Origin of the sequence: Anabaenopsis tanganyikae CS-531, from assembly GCF_029891675.1 — a bacterium.
Lineage (GTDB): Bacteria > Cyanobacteriota > Cyanobacteriia > Cyanobacteriales > Nostocaceae > Anabaenopsis > Anabaenopsis arnoldii.
This window is the reverse complement of record NZ_JANQDF010000102.1, coordinates 1-19,231: the sequence shown is the minus strand read 5'-3', so window position 1 is coordinate 19,231 and position 19,231 is coordinate 1. Positions and strand designations below refer to the sequence as shown.

15 protein-coding genes are annotated in these 19,231 nt (G+C 41.3%); 9 read left to right on the top strand and 6 right to left on the bottom strand.

Going from position 1 to position 19,231, the window contains the following annotated elements:
* Positions 1–51 precede the first annotated feature (51 nt).
* Positions 52–1,131, bottom strand: coding sequence for an aromatic ring-hydroxylating dioxygenase subunit alpha (locus NWP22_RS10510; protein ID WP_271733512.1), 1,080 nt, complete (start codon positions 1,129–1,131; stop codon positions 52–54).
* A 263-nt stretch (positions 1,132–1,394) separates the two neighbouring features.
* On the opposite strand from NWP22_RS10510, the gene NWP22_RS10505 reads away from it, so the two are divergent.
* Positions 1,395–1,805 carry a heavy metal-responsive transcriptional regulator gene (locus NWP22_RS10505; protein WP_271733513.1) on the top strand — a complete coding sequence of 137 codons (411 nt, stop codon included), beginning with the start codon at positions 1,395–1,397 and terminating at the stop codon, positions 1,803–1,805.
* Positions 1,806–1,829: 24 nt separating this feature from the next.
* On the opposite strand, the gene NWP22_RS10500 is transcribed toward NWP22_RS10505, so the two are convergent.
* Positions 1,830–2,528 (bottom strand): BON domain-containing protein, encoded by a 699-nt coding sequence (locus tag NWP22_RS10500; RefSeq protein WP_271733515.1) that lies wholly within the window; start codon positions 2,526–2,528, stop codon positions 1,830–1,832.
* 187 nt (positions 2,529–2,715) lie between these two features.
* A complete protein-coding gene (gene ftsH / locus NWP22_RS10495) occupies positions 2,716–4,584 on the bottom strand; it encodes an ATP-dependent zinc metalloprotease FtsH (RefSeq protein WP_271733516.1) in 1,869 nt (622 codons plus the stop codon).
* Between the two features lie 362 nt (positions 4,585–4,946).
* On the opposite strand from ftsH, the gene NWP22_RS10490 reads away from it, so the two are divergent.
* The 6 genes from NWP22_RS10490 to NWP22_RS10465 all read left to right on the top strand — a co-directional run bounded on the left by NWP22_RS10490 (position 4,947) and on the right by NWP22_RS10465 (position 8,020).
* Complete coding sequence (locus tag NWP22_RS10490) at positions 4,947–5,492, top strand: NADPH-dependent FMN reductase (protein ID WP_280801854.1); 546 nt, start codon at positions 4,947–4,949, stop codon at positions 5,490–5,492.
* Between the two features lie 137 nt (positions 5,493–5,629).
* On the top strand, positions 5,630–5,875 hold the full coding sequence (locus NWP22_RS10485; RefSeq protein WP_342393873.1) for a DUF4007 family protein: 246 nt from the start codon (positions 5,630–5,632) through the stop codon (positions 5,873–5,875).
* A gap of 55 nt (positions 5,876–5,930) precedes the next feature.
* Positions 5,931–6,575 (top strand): HNH endonuclease domain-containing protein, encoded by a 645-nt coding sequence (locus tag NWP22_RS10480; RefSeq protein WP_280801853.1) that lies wholly within the window; start codon positions 5,931–5,933, stop codon positions 6,573–6,575.
* A 22-nt stretch (positions 6,576–6,597) separates the two neighbouring features.
* Positions 6,598–6,867: a hypothetical protein gene (locus NWP22_RS10475; protein ID WP_280792353.1), complete on the top strand. Its 270-nt coding sequence runs from the start codon at positions 6,598–6,600 to the stop codon at positions 6,865–6,867.
* Positions 6,864–7,724 carry a cysteine desulfurase family protein gene (locus NWP22_RS10470; RefSeq protein ID WP_280801852.1) on the top strand — a complete coding sequence of 287 codons (861 nt, stop codon included), beginning with the start codon at positions 6,864–6,866 and terminating at the stop codon, positions 7,722–7,724. Before NWP22_RS10475 ends, NWP22_RS10470 begins: the two co-directional genes overlap by 4 nt.
* Positions 7,697–8,020 carry a hypothetical protein gene (locus NWP22_RS10465; RefSeq protein ID WP_280801851.1) on the top strand — a complete coding sequence of 108 codons (324 nt, stop codon included), beginning with the start codon at positions 7,697–7,699 and terminating at the stop codon, positions 8,018–8,020. Before NWP22_RS10470 ends, NWP22_RS10465 begins: the two co-directional genes overlap by 28 nt.
* A 184-nt stretch (positions 8,021–8,204) precedes the next feature.
* On the opposite strand, the gene NWP22_RS10460 is transcribed toward NWP22_RS10465, so the two are convergent.
* Both NWP22_RS10460 and NWP22_RS10455 read right to left on the bottom strand, forming a co-directional pair.
* Complete coding sequence (locus NWP22_RS10460; protein WP_280801850.1) at positions 8,205–8,807, bottom strand: Uma2 family endonuclease; 603 nt, start codon at positions 8,805–8,807, stop codon at positions 8,205–8,207.
* A 362-nt stretch (positions 8,808–9,169) separates the two neighbouring features.
* Positions 9,170–10,288: a ferrochelatase gene (locus NWP22_RS10455; RefSeq protein WP_271733523.1), complete on the bottom strand. Its 1,119-nt coding sequence runs from the start codon at positions 10,286–10,288 to the stop codon at positions 9,170–9,172.
* 376 nt (positions 10,289–10,664) lie between these two features.
* Between NWP22_RS10455 and NWP22_RS10450 the strand changes: the two genes are divergently transcribed.
* Together NWP22_RS10450 and NWP22_RS10445 are read left to right on the top strand one after the other, a co-directional pair.
* A complete protein-coding gene (locus tag NWP22_RS10450; protein ID WP_271733524.1) occupies positions 10,665–11,234 on the top strand; it encodes a hypothetical protein in 570 nt (189 codons plus the stop codon).
* A gap of 145 nt (positions 11,235–11,379) precedes the next feature.
* A complete protein-coding gene (locus NWP22_RS10445; RefSeq protein WP_271733525.1) occupies positions 11,380–12,648 on the top strand; it encodes an MFS transporter in 1,269 nt (422 codons plus the stop codon).
* A 307-nt stretch (positions 12,649–12,955) separates the two neighbouring features.
* Here NWP22_RS10445 and NWP22_RS10440 read toward each other — a convergent pair.
* Positions 12,956–19,231, bottom strand: a 6,276-nt coding sequence (locus tag NWP22_RS10440) for a PKD domain-containing protein (protein WP_280801849.1), incomplete at its 5' end; no start/stop codon positions are given.

Below are 19,231 nucleotides of genomic sequence, written 5' to 3'. Positions count from 1 at the left end.
GGAATTATTGAAGTGGCTCTGCCACTTCATTTTTATAGAAATTTGCCTATACTAATCATTAGATTTGCTATCGCGCCACGTTGCAGGGGGTTCTCTGATTTCACTGTGCGATCGCGCTAATTGCCAAGTCTTTAACATCAGGGGTTTTTGTTGTTCCAGATGGTTAACAAATTGTATAATTGAATGGTCTGCTTTGATGGGAGTTTTCAAATCAAAATTAATGGTTTGAAAAATTTTTAGATAATCTTTAATCCAATATCTAGCTGCAATTTTAGTCAGCCACAGCAAGACGCGATTATATAACCAACCGGAAATATCCCCACGTTTCTGACTAATCAGTATAACTTTACCTTCAGATTTGCTCCCTTCCAAGAGGCGTAGAGCCACCATAATGTGAACTTGGAATAAATTCGTCCGCACAGTCACAATGTTAGTGCTACCATACCAATAGCAGATATTCTGGACAATATTTTTACACAAAGGACGAATCAGCCGGAATAAAATTGAACTTTTAGCGATAGATATTGTATTGCTGAAGATAATAGCATTTTGATTAATTTCTTGGTTGTCAAAATTAATTTTTGATGCTAGTTTGTGAACTGTATTAAAATGTTGGGCATCAATAGGATTAATCATCACCGCGTTAGGGTGAGAGTTAACCAAGAAATCATTACCAAAAGCCACATCACATTCCTTGTTTTCTAACTCTGGAACAAAGGGTAAAGGTTGTTTGGGTATGTCTCCAGTCCAAACCCAAATCATGCCATATTTCTCAGCGGTTGGCCAAGTTTTTAACCTGACGGCAATAGGCTGATCTAAACAGGGAATATTAACACAGAATCCTTGTTCATCAAACTGCCAATGATGGAAAAAACAGCGCAGTTCATTACCCTCAACCTTCCCTTGAGCCAGGTGAGCGCCCATGTGGGGACAGTAAGCATCAACGATTACTGCTCTTTTATCTTTACCACGGTAAATCGCCAATTCTCTACCCAAAACTTTGACAGGCTTTACCTCTTTGACCCGCAGTTTTTTTGATGGTATCACCCAGTACCATCCCTCAACAAAACGTTCAGGATGATTAAAAATTCTCGGTTTATGGGTTGAAATCAGGTTCTGCTTAACATTCATGTTCTAGTTTCGCTTGAAGTGAAGCGGTTAATCTAGAAATAACATGAGAATTTGGGAAAAACGGTTAATTTCAGTACCGAGAAACATAGTTGTACCAGTAAATTAATCAAGATAAGTCTTCTGTTGATATCACATTGAAGCGAGGGAATAAAATTGTTATTTTTTTGTTAATTAAATATAAAATAATTACTAGATAGATACCCGAATCTTGTACCTAGTCCTGAAGGATGTTATAGTTAGCAGGAGAATGGGTAAACTCTACCGTGTTACATCAGGATAAAAAACTGTTTTTAATTGGTCAGGTAACAAGTCTGAGTGGAATTGCCATCAGAACAATTCGCTATTACGAAAGTTTAGGCTTAATCAAATCATCAGGACGCACAGAGGGAGGTTTTCGCCAATTTTCCCTAGATGTGCTCAACCGGTTAGCTTTCATTAAAAGAGCCCAAAGTTTAGGTCTAAGTCTGGAAGAAATTGGCGATATTCTAGCTGTTTATGACCAAGGAGAACCCCCCTGTGGCGAAATTCAAGAAAAGTTAGTAGAAAAACTGTCCCGGATTGATAGCCAAATTGCTCAGTTATTGACTTTACGTGGACAAATTGGGGACTTATTGGCTGGATGGCACCATAAACCAGATCAGCAAGAGGATAAAATTTGCCCAATTATCCAATAACAGTATGGGAAGTAGATGTACAGGTTAATCTTCACCCAAAAATTCTTGATCTTCTAGGTAACGAATAGCCAAGCCATCAACCACCTTCACTACTCCTTTAGTATAGGTGGCTGCGTTGTGTGCTGCTCTCCACGCTCCCCAATTGGGAACAAAGCCGGTGAGGGTAACTCTACCATTTTCCACTACGACATTGACATCTTCAGCTTCAACAAAGGTGTTGCGTTCTAAAGCATTCTCAATAGTTCTGGCAATTTCTTCATCTTCTGGTCTCTTAGTGGGGACAACAGCTAGTTCATTGATAATATCAATTACTCCGGTAATGGCGTATGCTATGTCTTGCGCCTGAAATTTTTTCCAATAAGCGTCTACTGTCCCCCGCAAAGTTAGTAACCCACCGATAACGCTCACATCAATTTTGTTAGCATCAATATCTGGATCCCAACTAAGAGCGTTGGCTACATTGGATGCGATTTCTTCATCTATGGGAACAGGAATTGTACTAGGATACTGCACTTGTAAATGATTAATTACCTCCGATATTCCCGGTATTTCTTTTGTATCTTGTTCTGCTATGCTTTTGGCTCGATAACTAGGTACTGTTCCCCGTAGGGTGACTTTGGTATGATCAACAGTTACACCTACATCTGCCGCATTTACACGGTCGTCCCAATGCAGTTTTTCTACAACTTTAGCTTGGAGTTCTTCATCTATGGCTATAGTCATAATTACACCCGTTTAATTGCTGTGTTCTCAGTGCAGCCGCCTTAACTGACTCTAATATTAATTAGATTTGCTTTTCCTCTCTCCTGGGAGATGTATTGAAAATTTTGATTTATATACTTAGGTAAGATACCGAATTTATGGGGAAGTGAAACAATATTCAGCCCGCGTGGGCGAGCTGAATGTGTACTTAGTAAGATACAACTAGTGTTTCATCGGTGACTTTGGTATATTGGGTGACGATTTCTCGGAAGAATTGACCCTCAATAGTTTCCTGGTCTAACAATAAATCAACTAAATATTCCAAAACTTCGCGGTGATCTTGTAATAGTTGTTTTGCTTGTAGGTAGGAACTGTTGACAATTTCCCGGACTTGAGAATCAATTTTGGCGGCAATTTTTTCAGAATACTCTGATTTACTCATCCAGTCGCGCCCCAAGAAGACTTCACTGCTTTGATTTTCTAAGGACAATAATCCTAAATCAGACATCCCAAACCGTGTTACCATTTGTCTGGCCATTGTTGTAACTTGTTGCAAATCATTACTTGCACCTGTTGTTACTTCTGGCTGACCGAAAACAATTTCTTCGGCGGCGCGACCCCCCAATGTGGCGATAATTTTGGCTTTGATTTGAGAGCGGGAAATTAACCCCTGTTCTTCGTTGGGTGTAAACCAAGTTAGTCCTAGTGCTTGACCCCGGGGAATGAGTGTCACTTTCTGAACTGGGTCATGGTCTTTGAGTAGTGTGCCGATTAGGGCGTGTCCCACTTCATGGTAGGCTATGAGGCGCTTGTTTTTGCTATCGACTAAGGCCGTACCTTCCATACCTGCTACGACTCTATCTATGGCATTATCTATTTCTAGAATGGTAATTGCTTCTTTGCGTCTTCTAGCAGTGAGAATGGCTGCTTCATTGAGTAAGTTGGCTAAATCTGCACCCGTAAAACCAGGAGTTCGCCGCGCGATCGCATCTAAGGATACACTAGAGTCAATCTTTTTATTGCGTGAGTGGACTTGCAAAATTTCCGCACGTCCTTTGAGGTCTGGAGCGTCAACCATCACTTGTCGGTCAAAGCGTCCGGGTCTGAGCAATGCTGCATCTAAGACATCAGGGCGGTTAGTCGCAGCAATAATAATAATACCTGTGTTACCTTCAAAACCATCCATTTCGGTGAGCAGTTGGTTGAGAGTTTGTTCCCTCTCGTCGTTACCGCCACCGATACCAGTCCCCCGCTGTCGTCCCACTGCATCGATTTCATCGATAAATATTAAGCAGGGGGCGTTTTCCTTAGCTTTTTTAAATAAGTCCCGGACGCGGGACGCACCTACCCCCACAAACATCTCTACAAATTCTGACCCGGAAATACTAAAGAAAGGTACACTAGCTTCCCCGGCGATCGCTTTTGCTAGCAAAGTTTTACCAGTACCCGGAGGGCCGACTAATAAAACTCCTTTGGGAATGCGCGCACCTACAGCAGTAAATCTTTCTGGTTGCTTGAGGAAGGTCACCACTTCTGCTAGTTCTTCCTTGGCCTCTTCCACCCCAGCCACATCATCAAACTTGACACCAGTTTTTGCTTCCATTTGAAAGCGAGCGCGAGACTTGCCAAAATTCATGGCTTGATTAGAAGCATTGGCGGAGCGTCGGAGGAATAATAACATTAAAGCCACCAGTGGTAAAATCCACATGAGGTTAATTAACAGTCCCACAGCTAACCTGCTGTTAGCAGAGGAAACCTGACCAAAATCTACGTCTTGTTCTATGAGTGTGTTAATTAACTCAGTGTTTTTTGCTAACAGCCTGACTCTTATTGGTGGTGCATCAGGAGCTTGTCCCTTGAGATAAACCTTGGCTATCTGTTCGGTTTCGTCCAGCTCTACTTTTTTTACTTCCCCTTGTTTAGACTTATTAATTAACTGACCATAAGTCAGGGAGTCGCCCTCGGCTTTTTGCCCCCAGGCGGGAGTACCCATAAAAATACCTGGTAACATCAGTAAACTGGCGACTAAGGCAGCTGTACGCTGTTTTCTCAATGACTTTTTCCCGACATTTTCCATAATAATTACCCTTTGTCTAGTGGCATTAGCTGCGCCCTGAATTTATGCCTATGTTTTCGGCAAAAATTACTCTAACCAGAAATTATTATTTTATTATCTAGTCTAACTTCTAGACTAAGCTTAACCCACTAACTCTAGTTTCTTTGCCCGGGTATGGAATATTTGCCCATAATTCCCCGCCTAGCAGCCCAGACAGATGGGTATTAATTCCTCAGATATACTCCTATGGTAGTTCAGTCCGATTCTGTGGCATTTGACGAGAGAAATATAAATATGTATTATATAAAATAAACATAATCGTAATGACTCCGCCTTTACTATATGGTGGTGTTGTATTAATATCTTGACTTTATGGGTGAATTATGGTAAGTATAGTTGGTATTGGTGGTAGTTTAAGACCTGATTCCTACACCCAGAAAGCTTTACAAGTAGCAGCACAACGGGTAGAAGCCTTGGGCGCTGAGGTGGAAGTTTTAGATTTGCGCCAGTTAAATTTACCATTTTGTCATGGGGGAAAAGATTATTCCCAATATCCCGACGTGCAAAGGTTACGTGATACTGTAACTGGGGCTGATGGCTTGATTTTAGCCACACCGGAATATCATGGCGGTCTGAGTGGTGTTTTAAAAAATACTCTGGATTTGATGAGTTTTGATGAACTCTCTGGTAAAGTGACCGGGATGATTAGCGTCTTGGGAGGTCAGGCTAATAGCAATGCACTTAATGACCTACGCTTGATTATCCGAGGGGTACATGGCTGGGTGATACCAGAACAAATTGCTATTGGTAAGGCCTGGAATGCTTTTAGTCCCGAAGGTAAGCTATTAGATGAAAAGCTCTCGGAAAGATTTGACCAATTTGCCCAGAGTTTAGTTGATAATACTCGTAAGTTACGAGGAGTTGATTAGATATCGTCAACACCGAGAGGCTCAGATCCCCGATTTCTTTGATAAGTCGGGGGTTTTTATATTATTTGGGTTCGTGATTTTCACTGAATTTAAGCAAATATCTAGAAAATTAGCTATTTAATAGCATTTAAATTTAAATAAACTTTTTACTAAATAAATTAAATGAACTTGGTTTAATTCGTACTTTTGGTAAAAATTATCAGTTTAAAATTGGTAATAAAACAAATTTACCAGCAGAAATTATAGTTGCTGCTTGTTTGGAGTATGCGAGTCGGGTAAATTACGGCGGCAATACCATTAATATTTCTAGTTTACTTTATAATGAAGGTACTCCAGGTATGGCTTTTAAACTGACAAAAAACGTGAGGATTAAAAGATTATGATGTTAACCCAGCTATTATTAATTTAGCTAAGAATCAATTTGATATAAAAAAGCCTTTGTATTGCTTTAACGCTGAAGACCAGCAAGATTGTAACGCCATTATTTTACATCCAGATTGGGTAGAATATTTAGAAGAAAATTACACAATAGTTAGGGGTTGGGTATCTTGGGAATGGTTAAATTATATGCAGCAACAAAACCCTAGTATTCCCAATGTGGTTAATAAATTATTTATGCCACAACAAAGAGATTCTTTAGCAAATCAAACTAAATATTGGAAAACTATTTTAGATCATCAGGATATTAAATGTATTTATTCTCAAGTTCAATTAAATAAGGATGAAATCTCATTAGATCATTATTTGCCTTGGTCATTTGTTGCTCATGATCAACTATGGAATTTAATTCCAACTACAAAATCTGTTAATTCTTCTAAATCTAATAATATACCATCTGAAAAATATTTTTCTAATTTTGTTAAGTTGCAATATTTAGGCTTAGATATTTATCATCAAAAAGTTTCTCAGAGTAAATGGTTAAATGATGTTGAATCTTTTGTTGCAGAATTGAAAGTTAATCAAGCCAATGATTTATTAAATTTAGAAATTCTAACTAATGCTTACGAAAAAACTATCCAACCATTAAGTTCTTTAGCAACTATTCAGGGTTTTAGTGCTAATTGGGTTTACGCTGAGAAATAATGAACCAACATTAGTAATTTGGTTGGCATATAGTGAAGAACTTTGTGAACAAGCGGTTACAGAATTTCAAAAAGCATGGGACTGTATAGGCGATCGCACCATCTCAACTTACCGCTTCTTGGGTAGCCATGATTTAGATTTAGAACAGGCTGAAGATGATTTAATAGTAGCAGGATTAGCCAAAGTATACAACAACGCCGCTCAAAAGAGTATTGGCTTTATTTCAAAAAAAACTCTGCGTACCTCCGCGTTACCTTTGCGTACCTTTGCGTTTAAAATACTCAAAAAATGACTACACAAGAAAAGATAATTTACCTTGATTATCATGCAACTACTCCCGTTGATTTGAGAGTAGCCGAAAAAGTCATGTATTATATGACTAATGCCTTTGGTAATGCTAATAGTGTAGATCATATATATGGAGATGAAGCAGCACAAGTTGTTAAACAAACCCGTCAACAAATAGCCGAATTAATCAATGCTTCCCCCAAGGAGATTATTTTTACTTCTGGTGCAACAGAAAGCATTAATTTAGCCATTCAAGGATATGTTTCCCAACAAAATCACCCATGCAAAATCATTGTTTCTCCTGTGGAACACAAAGCCGTTTTAGATACTTGTGCTGCATTAGCGAAAAAAAAGTTAGTTGAAATAGTTTGGTTAAAAGTCAATCAACAAGCTCAAATTGATTTAGAACATCTGGAAAAAGTCTGCGCTGATGGTGCTTCACTAATCTGTGTGATGGCTGCTAATAATGAAGTGGGTACAATTTATCCTATCTCAGAAATTGGGGCGATCGCATCTTCCTACAATATTCCTTTTCTCTGTGATGCTTCCCAAGCAGTGGGTAAAATTCCCATCAACTTTCAAGACTGGGGTATTACCTATCTAGCGATTTCTGGACACAAACTTTATGCGCCCAAAGGAGTTGGTGCATTAGTCGTCAAAAAAGGTCATCACCTGCAACCTATTATATATGGTGGTGGACATCAACAGGGAATCAGATCAGGTACGCTCAACGTCCCCGGAATCGTTGGTTTAGGTGAAGCTTGTCACTGGAGACGCTTGGAGATGGAAAAAGATTTATTGCGATCGCACTTTTGCGAAACCAACTCCAAAACTTGCTACAATCACAAATACCTGATTTAGTAATTAACGGAGACTTAAACCACCGTTTATCAGGTAACTTACATATTTCTATCCCGAATATTCCTAATAGTGCGATTATTGCGAGAGTTCGCCATCAATTAGCGATTTCTACAGGTGCGGCTTGTTCATCGGGTGTTGTTGCACCATCTCACGTTTTACAAGCGATGAATTTTGCTCAAAATCTGATTGAAGGAGCGTTAAGAATTGGTATTGGTAAATTTACCACCAAAGCCGAAATAGAAAAAACATCCTCTCTGATTATCAACGCAGTCAATAAAATTCAGCAACTTCTTTAAACTCTCTCTCAAAAATCAGTTCAGTATCTTCAAGCAGCATCTCAATTACTTCACGTAAATTTTGCTGTAATTCATCCAAAGTTTCACCTTGAGAATGCGCCCCAGGAAATCCATGTACATAACCGACATAAAGATTTTTCTGTGAATCTCTCTAAATTATTGCCGTGAAAGTCTTCATGTAATTTTAACTCCAAACCTCAGTTAAATCCAACACAAATCCAGGTAAAACATCTTCCCCTGATAAACTAACAGGATGATCTAAAACTTCCACATTTTTACCACGACGATAAATTTCCACTCGTTGATTTTTGCGGTCAATCAACCAACCCAAACCAGCACCATTTTCTATATATTCTCTCATCTTAGCTTGCAACTTTTCTAGAGAGTCAGTTTTAGAACGTAATTCCAGCACAAAATCAGGACAAATTGGCGCAAAAGTTTCTTGCTGTTCTAAAGTCAGAGCATCCCATCTTTGTTTATCTACCCAAGCTGCATCAGGAGAGCGATTAGCACCATTGGGAAGACGAAAACCTGTGGAAGAATCAAAAACTTTACCCAGTTTATTTTGACGGTTCCACAGCCAAAGCTGCCCTTCTATATCTAGGTTTTTGTTGCCAGTATCACTGCCGGTAGGTGGCATAATAATTAACTCCCCCGTAGCAGTTCTTTCTAATTGTAAATCTCGGTTAGCGAGTGCCAAATCAACGAATTGCTCATAAGAAACTTGAAGTGTGAGTGTATTTGGGATATTGACAGCAATGGACGGGGTTAAGTTAGGTTGTGTCATCATTCCATCCTGAAACTGTTGCTTACGAAGACGGTTGCATTCAAATTTTCTAGTTACCTTCAGAATAACAACGAAACTTGAGCTATGGGTTCAGGTATCTGGAAAACCTCTCTTCCGCAAGGAACTACGGTGTACACACAAATGATTGAATTACTCCATTTATGTAGGGTGTGTTGTCGCGTAGCGCAACGTACTGGACTGACAAGCTTAAAAAAGTTCATTAGAATTAGGTTGGGTTAAGCGCAGCGCAACCCAACCTACTTCTAATGATGTTGGGTTTCCCAAAACCTCAACCCAACCTACAATTTTTTACTTGTGTGTATATCGTAGCTTGCACAGGAGGGGGGATTAAGTTTCCCAGTCTAATGATGATGATGATGATGGTGACTTCCCGCCAACTGGGGATTAACCGCCATAGCTTCCTGATTCATTAACTCAGCAATATGATCATTCGCCCATTCCGCCGCCATTGCCAAAAACTCTGGATTATCGTTAACACAAGCCATCTGCACATAACTCACATTAGCATACTTTTTCGCCAATGCGTGAATAATGTGATGTACATCTAAGAGAGTCTCATGGTTTTCTGTCGCAAAACCAATAGGCATAAAGATAACTGCTTTTGCGCCCAATTGAATCAAATTACTAGCAGCTTGCTCCGCATTAGGTAAAGTCCATTCAATTAAAGGCGTATCGTGGTTTAGCCAACCCACGGAAATCAAAGGATAACGGTTAATTAACTTATCCCGCACTAAATCATATAGGGCTTGACTTTCAGTAATTCCAGAAGTGAACCCTTTAGCCTTGTGGGGACAGCCATGATTCATTAACACTATACCAATTTGAGAAGGTAAATAAGCTGTACCCAAGTCAGAGGAAATCTTTTCCTCAACCAGTTTAGCCATCAAATCAATATAGTCCGCTTCATTATAAAATGAGGGGATGTAGCGCAGTCCTTTCACCCAGTGTTCTTCTGACTGAGCAACAGTGGACAAAGCATTGTTAACCTGCTCAACTGCAATACCACTAGTAAAGATGGAATCAACAACTAATAAAGGGTAAATGAGGACTTTCTCAAAACCTTGATTGTGAATTTCTGCTAAAACTTGGTGAGGTAAGAAGGGGGCGCAAAAGTTAAAAGCCTTGAAAACTTGGATACTATCCCCCCACTTAGCCTGCAAATTCTTTTCAATTCCAGCCCGTTGCTGTTCAAAAATGGCATTGTGTGGGGAAATAAAATCATGGTGGGTGTGTCCCCACTCGTGGCGGTCAAATAAGGCCAATAGCTTTGCTAAGGGCGGATAAATCCAGGTTGGTACTGGTGCAAATTTTGCAGTTAGTAGATTTAAGGCTTGTTCGTTATAGTTAGCAAAATCTTCATAGCTTTCTACCTCACCGTAGCCCATAAGTAAGACGGCTACCCGGTCTTTTCTTGGTAATTCCTCGTGAGTGTGTTGCTGTTTTTCTGGTGTGGCCACCATAATCAGTTCCTCAATATAAATCTATATAAACTCGGTTTGAGAGCCATTCACTTAGGGAATAACTCTATTGATCCGCTAATTAGTAGTTTATTATCCCATCCAGGGGGATAGGTTGATCATGGAGTTAACAATAATATATCAAAAGGCATATAAGGGTTATTACTATTTACTGAGTAGTAAAAATAGTTGTTTGATCAAGCTGGATTCCACATGAGAATTTAGTTGAGAGGACTGTTTTCAGATATCATCAAGGTAACATCAACTTACTTAGTAAATTCATGTGGGGAGTTGTCTAGTTGCTGTTACTTAGTCAAGAGTGTGATAAAGTACAAAAATCTATGAGAAATCATGGACAGCCAATTATGACTGAAGAGAAATGAGTATAATTATTTGCCCTGGAATCCATGAGCCGGGATTGACAGAAAACTTTATATCAGAATGCTTGTTTTCAGCCCCTGATAGCTGCAAACCACAAAACAGCGGTAAAATCCTGGTTTTTCCCGGTGATGGGTTATTAGTTTTATCATCAGTTCACATTCTGCAATTTTTAGGCGATCGCTTACGGAATGATTTAAAATCACCAGTAACATTCATTAGCTTTAGTGCCGGTGTGGTGGGAGCCATAGGGGCGGCCTGTTCCTGGCAATTGTTAGGTGGTAATATTAAGGCCTTTATTGCTATAGATGGCTGGGGAGTCCCACTATGGGGTAACTTTCCGATACATCGCATGAGTCATGATTATTTTACCCATTGGAGTTCTTCATTATCGGGTGGTAGACATGATAACTTTTACGCAGATCCAGCAGTAAACCATTTATCGATGTGGCGCGCGCCTCAAACAGTAAAAGGTTGGTGGATACATTCATCTGTAAAAGCCTCTCAACCCCCAGTTACCCTGACTGCAGCGGAATTTTTACAGTTACTAATCAAACGCTATGAACAATAGAATCAATCAACATGAGTGAAAACTAAACAACTCAAAATTGAAAATTCCCAAATAATAAATATCAACACCAGGAAATGAGGAGAAGCAAAGAAAATATAGCTTATTCCCCCATCTCAGTTCCAGTAGTAAATTCCCAGTATTTATAATGTTTCCCACTGAACCAGCTGCTGTCAATAACGGATTTAGCGCCCTGCTAAAAAATCGTGGTTTTATGCTCCTGTGGATTGGGCAGCTGTTCTCCCAGTTAGGAGATAAAATATTTTTTGTGTTAATGGTGGCGCTGCTGGAGAATTACCAACCGCCGACCGGGTTAGCCCAAAACTCCATGTACTCAATTTTGATGCTAGCCTTTACATTACCGGCGATTTTGTTCGGTTCTGCGGGTGGTATCTTTGTTGACCGCTTCTCTAAAAAGCTGGTTTTAACCGTCTCTAATTATATTCAAACTGTATTAATGCTATTCATTGCATTTTTACCAAGAGACTTTTTCATGTTATTGTTGCTGACTTTTGGTGTTTCCACCTTAGCCCAATTTTTCACTCCCGCTCAACAAGCTGCTATCCCGGTTTTAGTGCGAAGAGAGAATTTTATGGCGGCCAATGCGGTGTACAGCACCACCATGATGGGATCTTTAATTGTGGGTTTTGCTATTGGAGAGCCAATATTAACTTTAGCCAAAGATTGGTTAGGAGCCAGGTATGGTCAAGAAATTGTCGTCGGTGTACTATACCTATTATCAGGATTAGCCGTACAGCTGATTAACTTCGGAGCCGAAAGCAGATTATCGGGTAATGAAAGCACCAGTGTAATTAATCCTTGGGCTGACTTCAAAGCAGGTTTAGGCTATCTCACAAAAAATCCTTTAATATTAAACGCCATGCTGCAACTCACAACTTTATATTGTGTCTTTGCCGCATTAATGGTATTAACCATTAGATTAGCCGCCGACTTTGGTTTAAAGGATAAACAATTTGGCTTTTTCTTAGCTGCTGCGGGTGTAGGTATGGTATTTGGTGCAGCAATTTTAGGTCATTGGGGCGATAAATTGCATCACAAACCCTTACCCCTAATGGGATTTTTAATGATGTCCCTGGTTTTAGGGGTGTTCACTTTCACCCATAATCTCATTCTCGCTCTAGGACTAAGTGCCTTTTTGGGTGTAGGTGCTGCATTAATTGGCGTACCGATGCAAACTTTAATTCAACAGCGCACACCACCCCCCATGCACGGAAAAGTATTTGGCTTTCAAAATCATATCGTTAATATTGCCTTATCTGCACCCCTGGCAATTACTGGCCCTTTAACAGATATGCTCGGCTTAAGAATTGTTTTGGTGGCAATGAGTATTATAGTTGCAGGTGTTGGTATTTGGGCATGGAAAAACACCCGCGGAGTGCTACAAGATGTAATTTAACGTGAGTTTGAGGGATAAGAAAGCGCAAAAAGCTGGCTATATATGAATTTGCTTAACTTTTATCTGCCTAAAAAACCTGCCATTCATATCTACCCAAAAGATTTACCTGCTGTACCTCATACCATTTTTTAGTTCCATCGAACTCACGTCACGTTAATTGAACCCACCCAAAAAATTACCCACCGTCAACGGTCAAGGGTCAACAAATAGGCGATCGCCAAAATGATAAATAAATCAACCAATAAATTTAGCCGCTGTCAACGGTCAACGGTCAACGGTCAACCGTCAACCGTCAACAGTTACTTATTCACCCGAGCAAACTAGAGATAAAAGCATTAATTTTGGCTCCCGTGTTTCTCGGTCCTGTGAGTTCACTGGTAAACAGATTAAAGGTAGTTTCTAGAATGGCATTGACGTTAGGATTATTCTTGAGTAACAATGCTTGACGAATTAAGAAAATATCCCCTCCTGTCACTTGACCATTACCATCAACGTCAAAGGCTAATTTGTTGACCCCATTCGCGATCGCACTTCTCAAAGCTGTACCTGTGGTGTTTGTGGCTCCCACAGTTTCAGTGCTAAACAGATTAAAGGAACTTTGCAGAATCGCATCGACGTTAGGATTATTCCGTAACAGCAGATATTGGTCGATCAACAATAAATCAGCACCGGTCACCTTACCATTACCATCAATATCGGCGGCGAGTCCACTTACTGTTGTTACAAAGGTAGTCACAGAACTGGCGCGATCGCTATCAGTAGCAGTAATGGTGACGGTTTGACTTTCATCAGGTCCATTAGTGCTGTTAAAATTCCAACTCCAAGTACCATCTTGATTAGCTGTGATTGCACCCACAGAAGCAGTTAGAGTGACGGTATCATTACCTCTATCACTCCAAGTACCACTGTTAACTGCTGTCTCACCTTTGGAAACAGTAATACTGTTATTATTCACGCTTATTTCTGGGGCGACATTTTCCACCGTGAGGTTAAAGGTAGTCTCGGAGGTGGCGCGATCGCTGTCAGTAGCAGTGATGGTGACGGTTTGAGTCCCATTTGGACTATCAATACTGTTAAAATTCCAACTCCAAGTACCATCTTGATTTGTTGTGATTGCACCCACAGAAGCAGTTAAGGTGACTATATCATTGCCTCTATCACTCCAAGTACCACTGTTAATTGCTATTACCCCTTCGGAAACAGTAATCCTGTTATTATTCACGCCTATTTCTGGGGCGACATTTTCCACCGTGAGGTTAAAGGTAGTCTCGGAGGTGGCGTTATCGCTGTCAGTAGCAGTGATGGTGACGGTTTGACTTTCATCAGGTCCATCAGTACTGTCAAAATTCCAACTCCAAGTACCATCTTGATTAGCTGTGACAGTACCCACAGAAGCAGTTAGGGTGACTGCATCATTACCCGCATCACTCCAAGTACCGCTGTTAACCGCCGTGTCACCTTTGTAAACAGTGATACTGTTATTATTCACGCCTATTTGTGGGGCGACATTGGACACCACAATATTGAATTGCTCGGTAAGGAATGCCCCATCACTATCTGTTACGGTTAGGGATGCCTGATAAATGCCATTATTGGGGTAAGTATATTTGACATCGGCACCCTTTAACTTCTGATTAGAACTTGTATTATTACCAGCAGCAAAATCCCAAACATAATCTAATTCGTTATCTACATCAGTGGCTAAGGCGCTAAAACTGGCTTCCTCTCCCTCATTTAAGCTGGTGGGAACTGTCAGATTGACAATATTGGGTGCCACATTTTCCACCGTGAGGTTAAATCTACTCTCGGAGGTGGCGCTATCGCTATCAGTAGCAGTGATGGTGACGGTTTGAGTCCCATTTTGTCCATCAGTGCTGTCAAAATTCCAACTCCAAGTGCCATCTTCATTAACTGTGACAGTACCCACAGAAGCAGTTAGGGTGACTATATCTTTACCCGCATCAATCCAAGTACCACCGTTAACCGCTGTGTTGCCTTCGGAAACAGTGATACTATTATTATTCACGCTTATTTGTGGGGCGACATTGGCTACCGTGAGGTTAAAGGTAGTCACAGAAGTGGCGCGATCGCTGTCAGTAGCAGTGATGGTGACGGTTTGACTTTCATCAGGTCCATCAGTACTGTTAAAATTCCAACTCCAAGTACCATCATTGGTTGTGACAGTACCCACAGAAGCAGTTAGGGTGACTGCATCATTACCCGCATCACTCCAAGTACCGCTGTTAAACGCTGTGTCACCTTCGGAAACAGTAATCCTGTTGTTATTTACGCCTATTTCTGGGGCGACATTTTCCACCGTGAGGTTAAAGGTAGTTTCGGAGGTGGCGCTATCGCTATCAGTAGCAGTGATGGTGACGGTTTGACTTTCATCAGGTCCATCAGTGCTGTTAAAATTCCAAATCCAGGTACCATCTTCATTAACAGTCACTGTACCCACAGAAGCACTTAGAGTGACTATATCATTATCTATATCACTCCAAGTACCACTGTTAACTACTGCATCACCTTCTTTTGTGATGATGGTGTTATTTTCTATGGATATCTGCGGAGGAAGATTATTCACAGTCACCTCAGTACTTAAGGATGCTCGCCCTCCATCATCATCAGTGACAGTAAAAGTCACTGGATAGATACCATTTTTGGTGTAGGTGTGGTTAATCTTGAATATATTCTCAATTCTTGTACCATCGCCAAAGTCCCAAATATAAGTGTGGGCATCATCGCCAAAATCGATAAAGTCACCTTGAAACTCTATGGTGTCTCCCTGATTAATTTCTAGTTGACTGGCATTAATGACTAAGTTTTTGGGAGCACTATTGTTGATAGTTAACAGAATGATATCTTCCAGGATAGTCTCTTCATTAGTATCAGTGGCTCTCACGGTCAAATTATAAAAGCCATTGTCACCAAAACCCAAATCATACAGGGTAAACCAGTCTTTGACTTCCGCAATCAAATTATAGGAATTAGCTCCCTCCTCTAGCAGAGTTACGGTGACACCATCAATTTCTTGTTGTCCATTATTTGCAGCGGGGAGTTGGCTGATATCAATGGTGGTAATCAGAACATCGTCCAAGAGTAATTCCACAAACCTGATTTGGGTGATATCTCCCTTAATATTAGCTTCTAACTTCAAAGGATCGCCTTCAGAAATGGGTTCTACTCTGTCAATCATCATGTTGACTGATGGTGTACTACTGGCTGTGAGGCTCCTAGCCCCGGTTTGGGTGTTTAATTGTGGTATGCCTAAGCCTAACCGAATATTTTGATAACTAACTGCGCCATAGTTTTCCCCTCTGACTTTGATGCTACCAATCAGATTATTAATCAGATTATCAATCTCATTACCAGCGGATCTAAATTCCAGTAGATTTTCTCCGTTACCGCCGTTTAAAATTACATTGGCTCCGGCTTTGATATTTTCGCCGTTGACTCGGAACTTATCGCTACCACTTCCTGTGTTAACCGTAAAGGTATCATTCTCATTGGCACTGTCGAGGAATATTTCGTTGTCTCCGCTACCAGTCTTAACGGCTACATGAGATTTGATAGTACTGGCGATGAGGTTGATCCTATTCCCTCCATCCCCTAGGTTAACTGTGGTTCCATCGACTCCAGCCAGGGTGATGGCATTTTGGTTAAAATCAGCGGTAATATTGTTAATACCTTTGGTATTAACAATTGTCAGTTGGTTTTCCCCTATCCCTGCATCAATGTTACCACCTTTGGCAATAACACCTGAAATTTTGATGTTATCCGCCCCCGCACCACTATTAATAGTCAGGTTAGTGACATTTTCACCATTACGTACATTTATGAAATCGCCATCACCCAGAGAGGAGATAGATACATTACCCTTAGGTTCGACTAAATCAATAGTATTGAAACCTTCTCCGGTGTTAATGTTTAAATTCTGGACTGTAGGAGCATTTTTCTGTTCAATCAAGTCACCCTGACTACCAGTATTAATGGTGAGGGTTTGCAGTTTGTCAAAGGTGACAATGAATTTTTGCGGTTGTGCATCTGGGACAAAATTAAACTTGGTAATACCAAAGTCATTAGCTAGGGGTGGAGCCAGGGGGTTTGTGGATACAACAGCAGAAACATAGGCATCCCCATCATTAGCCACAATATCAGTGGCGGCGGTTAAACTTCTGTTACGAACTATTTGCAGTAGTTGCAGTCTACCAGTATTCTTGTCAATCTCCAGTCCCGGTAGGGTATTGATCTCGCCGCTGGTGACATATAGGAATTGTCGATTATCAGTGCTAGTAATGGTTAAATCTGCTGCTCCCTTAAAGCCCCTGATGCCTGATGTGCCATCCCGCAGGATTTGGATGGGTTGGTAAGTCTGCGTTGTGGTATCTATGACAAGTTTGCCTTCAGCATCCAGTGGAAATACAGCCAGAGTACCAGTGTGGGCGCTCAAGGTATAGATGAACTTATCAGTGACTGCAAGATCACTAATTCCCCTCATGACGTTCCGAACTGTGACATCTGCCCTGGTTAGCCGTTGCACTTCCTGGAGATCCGTGGCATTGAGAACCACTAACTGATTATCTTGACGACTGATGGCATATACTTTGCTACCGTCTGGACTTAATTCAATGGCTGTGACTTCTTTGAGGCTGTCAGTGAGGAAGGCAGGCTGTTGAAGAGTTAGTTTACCAGTTACTGGGTCATGGTGGAAGAGCAATACCCCTGCTTGTCCTGAATTATCAGAATTATTAATGGGGGAAACCCCTGCAAATACCTGGTGATTGACACCTGTAGTTAGGGTGGTAATGGTTTGGGTACCGGTGCCTCTCCAGGAAGCTTCTGGGTTGATGGTGAGTTTACCAGTGTTGGCATCACGGTTAAATACGCTGATGGCTTCCTCGGTGGCTCCTGCTAGATAAACATAATTACCATCGGCGCTAATTGTCACTGCTGTTGACTCATCCAAGCCCTCTATTTGCACAGTGCCATCTCGGAAGATTTGTTCTTGAGTTATATTGCTGGTATTGACGACCACAAGGGCATTGAGTTGGTTGACACCGTAGAGATGTTTGCCGTCGGGACTGATGGTAATATCAGTTAGTCCTGTGGGGCGGATATATACAACTTCATCATCCTTGAGGTTTTGACCAGATATGGTATTCACTAACCTGGGGTAATTCAAGGCAGCATTAATGAAAATACTATCATCATCGGGAATCAGAGTCGCCCAAATTTGTCCATCACCTAGTCGGGTGAGGGGTGTGCCTCCGGCTAATAAGGGTTTTAAGAAGTCTTGATTGGTTTGATTTAAATCTATGCCCAATTGCGGGTTAAAGATATTCTCCCCGGAGACATTGATAAACAGCAGCATATCAAAGTCTACATTACTGTCTACATCAAAGTAGTTGACGTTGTACTTACCGGGAGCTATATCCACACGGTAAATAGCGGCTAAGGCATCCTCGGGAATATCCCCGGCTATGCCTAAATCTGCGATGCTTAAATCCAGTAACCCATGGACATTGGCACCGCCAATGAGATCAGCTATGAAGGGAGTTGCTACGGTATTATCGGTAATGAAGGGATTACTAGCCCGGACGCCGTCGAATTTTTGGATGGGAGCAGTACTCAGCAGTTGACGTGGTTGACCGGGAATTTGATAGTCAAGCTGAATACCAGCGGAACCAGTATGTTCAAATAGCTCCACGCGGATATCATGAATACCAGGACTTAAAGCTATTTGTCCTGATTTTTCTGAAAATCCATGTAACCCCCCATGATCAACTACCAATTGGTTGTTGATATACAGCCTAGAGCCGTCATCACTGCTCAGGAAGAAAGTAACTGTCTCATTCTGGTTATTGCCAGTGTTAATGAGTTCAATTTTACCCGTCCACAATACAGCAAAGTTATCTACGGGGGGATTTTGGAGGTTAAACCCTGAAAAGGGTTGAGTTGTATTACTTTGTTGAACTACCCCTGTGGTTTGAGAAGCTATGGGAGTTAAGGAACTGAAGTTAGGGAAGGTTGTGATGGCACCACCTGTGGTATACAGATTGGCTTGCAGTTTCTCACTGGTAATGTAAACAGCTTTTATATCGGGAGTACCTGATAATTGACCATTATCAACGGTGTTACCTCCTAAAATCAGTCGTCCGGGTCCACCGGAATTTCCTCCAGAGCTAGAGCCGCCAGATACGTTGACGGAGGCTTTGTCAACGTCCAGAACCGATGCCATGAGCTTGACTGTGCCCCCAGCGCCGCCACCACCGGCACCACCAGTACCACCGGTACCACCGGTACCTCCAGTACCTCCAGCACCTCCAGAGCCTCCAGAGCCTCCAGTACCGCCCTTAAATCCTAAAACGTTATTGTTTGGATCAGTACCAGAATTGCCACCAGCACCACCAGCACCACTACTACCACTGGTGCCAGCAGAGCCATTATTACCTCTATTACCATCACCTCCTAGGGATTTGAGTTGTGTGCCATCCTTTGCAGAGATTTTGCCTTGAGCGACAATTTCAAAAGCTCCACCACCAGCACCACCAGAACCGCCATTACCACCAGAACCGCCATTACC

Coding starts and splice junctions, on each gene's coding strand:
- NWP22_RS10510 (WP_271733512.1), bottom strand. CDS start 1,131: ATGAATGTTAAGCAGAACCTGATTTCAACCCATAAACCGAGAATTTTT.
- ftsH (WP_271733516.1), bottom strand. CDS start 4,584: ATGGAAAATGTCGGGAAAAAGTCATTGAGAAAACAGCGTACAGCTGCC.
- NWP22_RS10490 (WP_280801854.1), top strand. CDS start 4,947: ATGGTAAGTATAGTTGGTATTGGTGGTAGTTTAAGACCTGATTCCTAC.
- NWP22_RS10450 (WP_271733524.1), top strand. CDS start 10,665: ATGAGTATAATTATTTGCCCTGGAATCCATGAGCCGGGATTGACAGAA.
- NWP22_RS10470 (WP_280801852.1), top strand. CDS start 6,864: ATGACTACACAAGAAAAGATAATTTACCTTGATTATCATGCAACTACT.
- NWP22_RS10445 (WP_271733525.1), top strand. CDS start 11,380: ATGTTTCCCACTGAACCAGCTGCTGTCAATAACGGATTTAGCGCCCTG.
- NWP22_RS10460 (WP_280801850.1), bottom strand. CDS start 8,807: ATGACACAACCTAACTTAACCCCGTCCATTGCTGTCAATATCCCAAAT.
- NWP22_RS10455 (WP_271733523.1), bottom strand. CDS start 10,288: ATGGTGGCCACACCAGAAAAACAGCAACACACTCACGAGGAATTACCA.
- NWP22_RS10500 (WP_271733515.1), bottom strand. CDS start 2,528: ATGACTATAGCCATAGATGAAGAACTCCAAGCTAAAGTTGTAGAAAAA.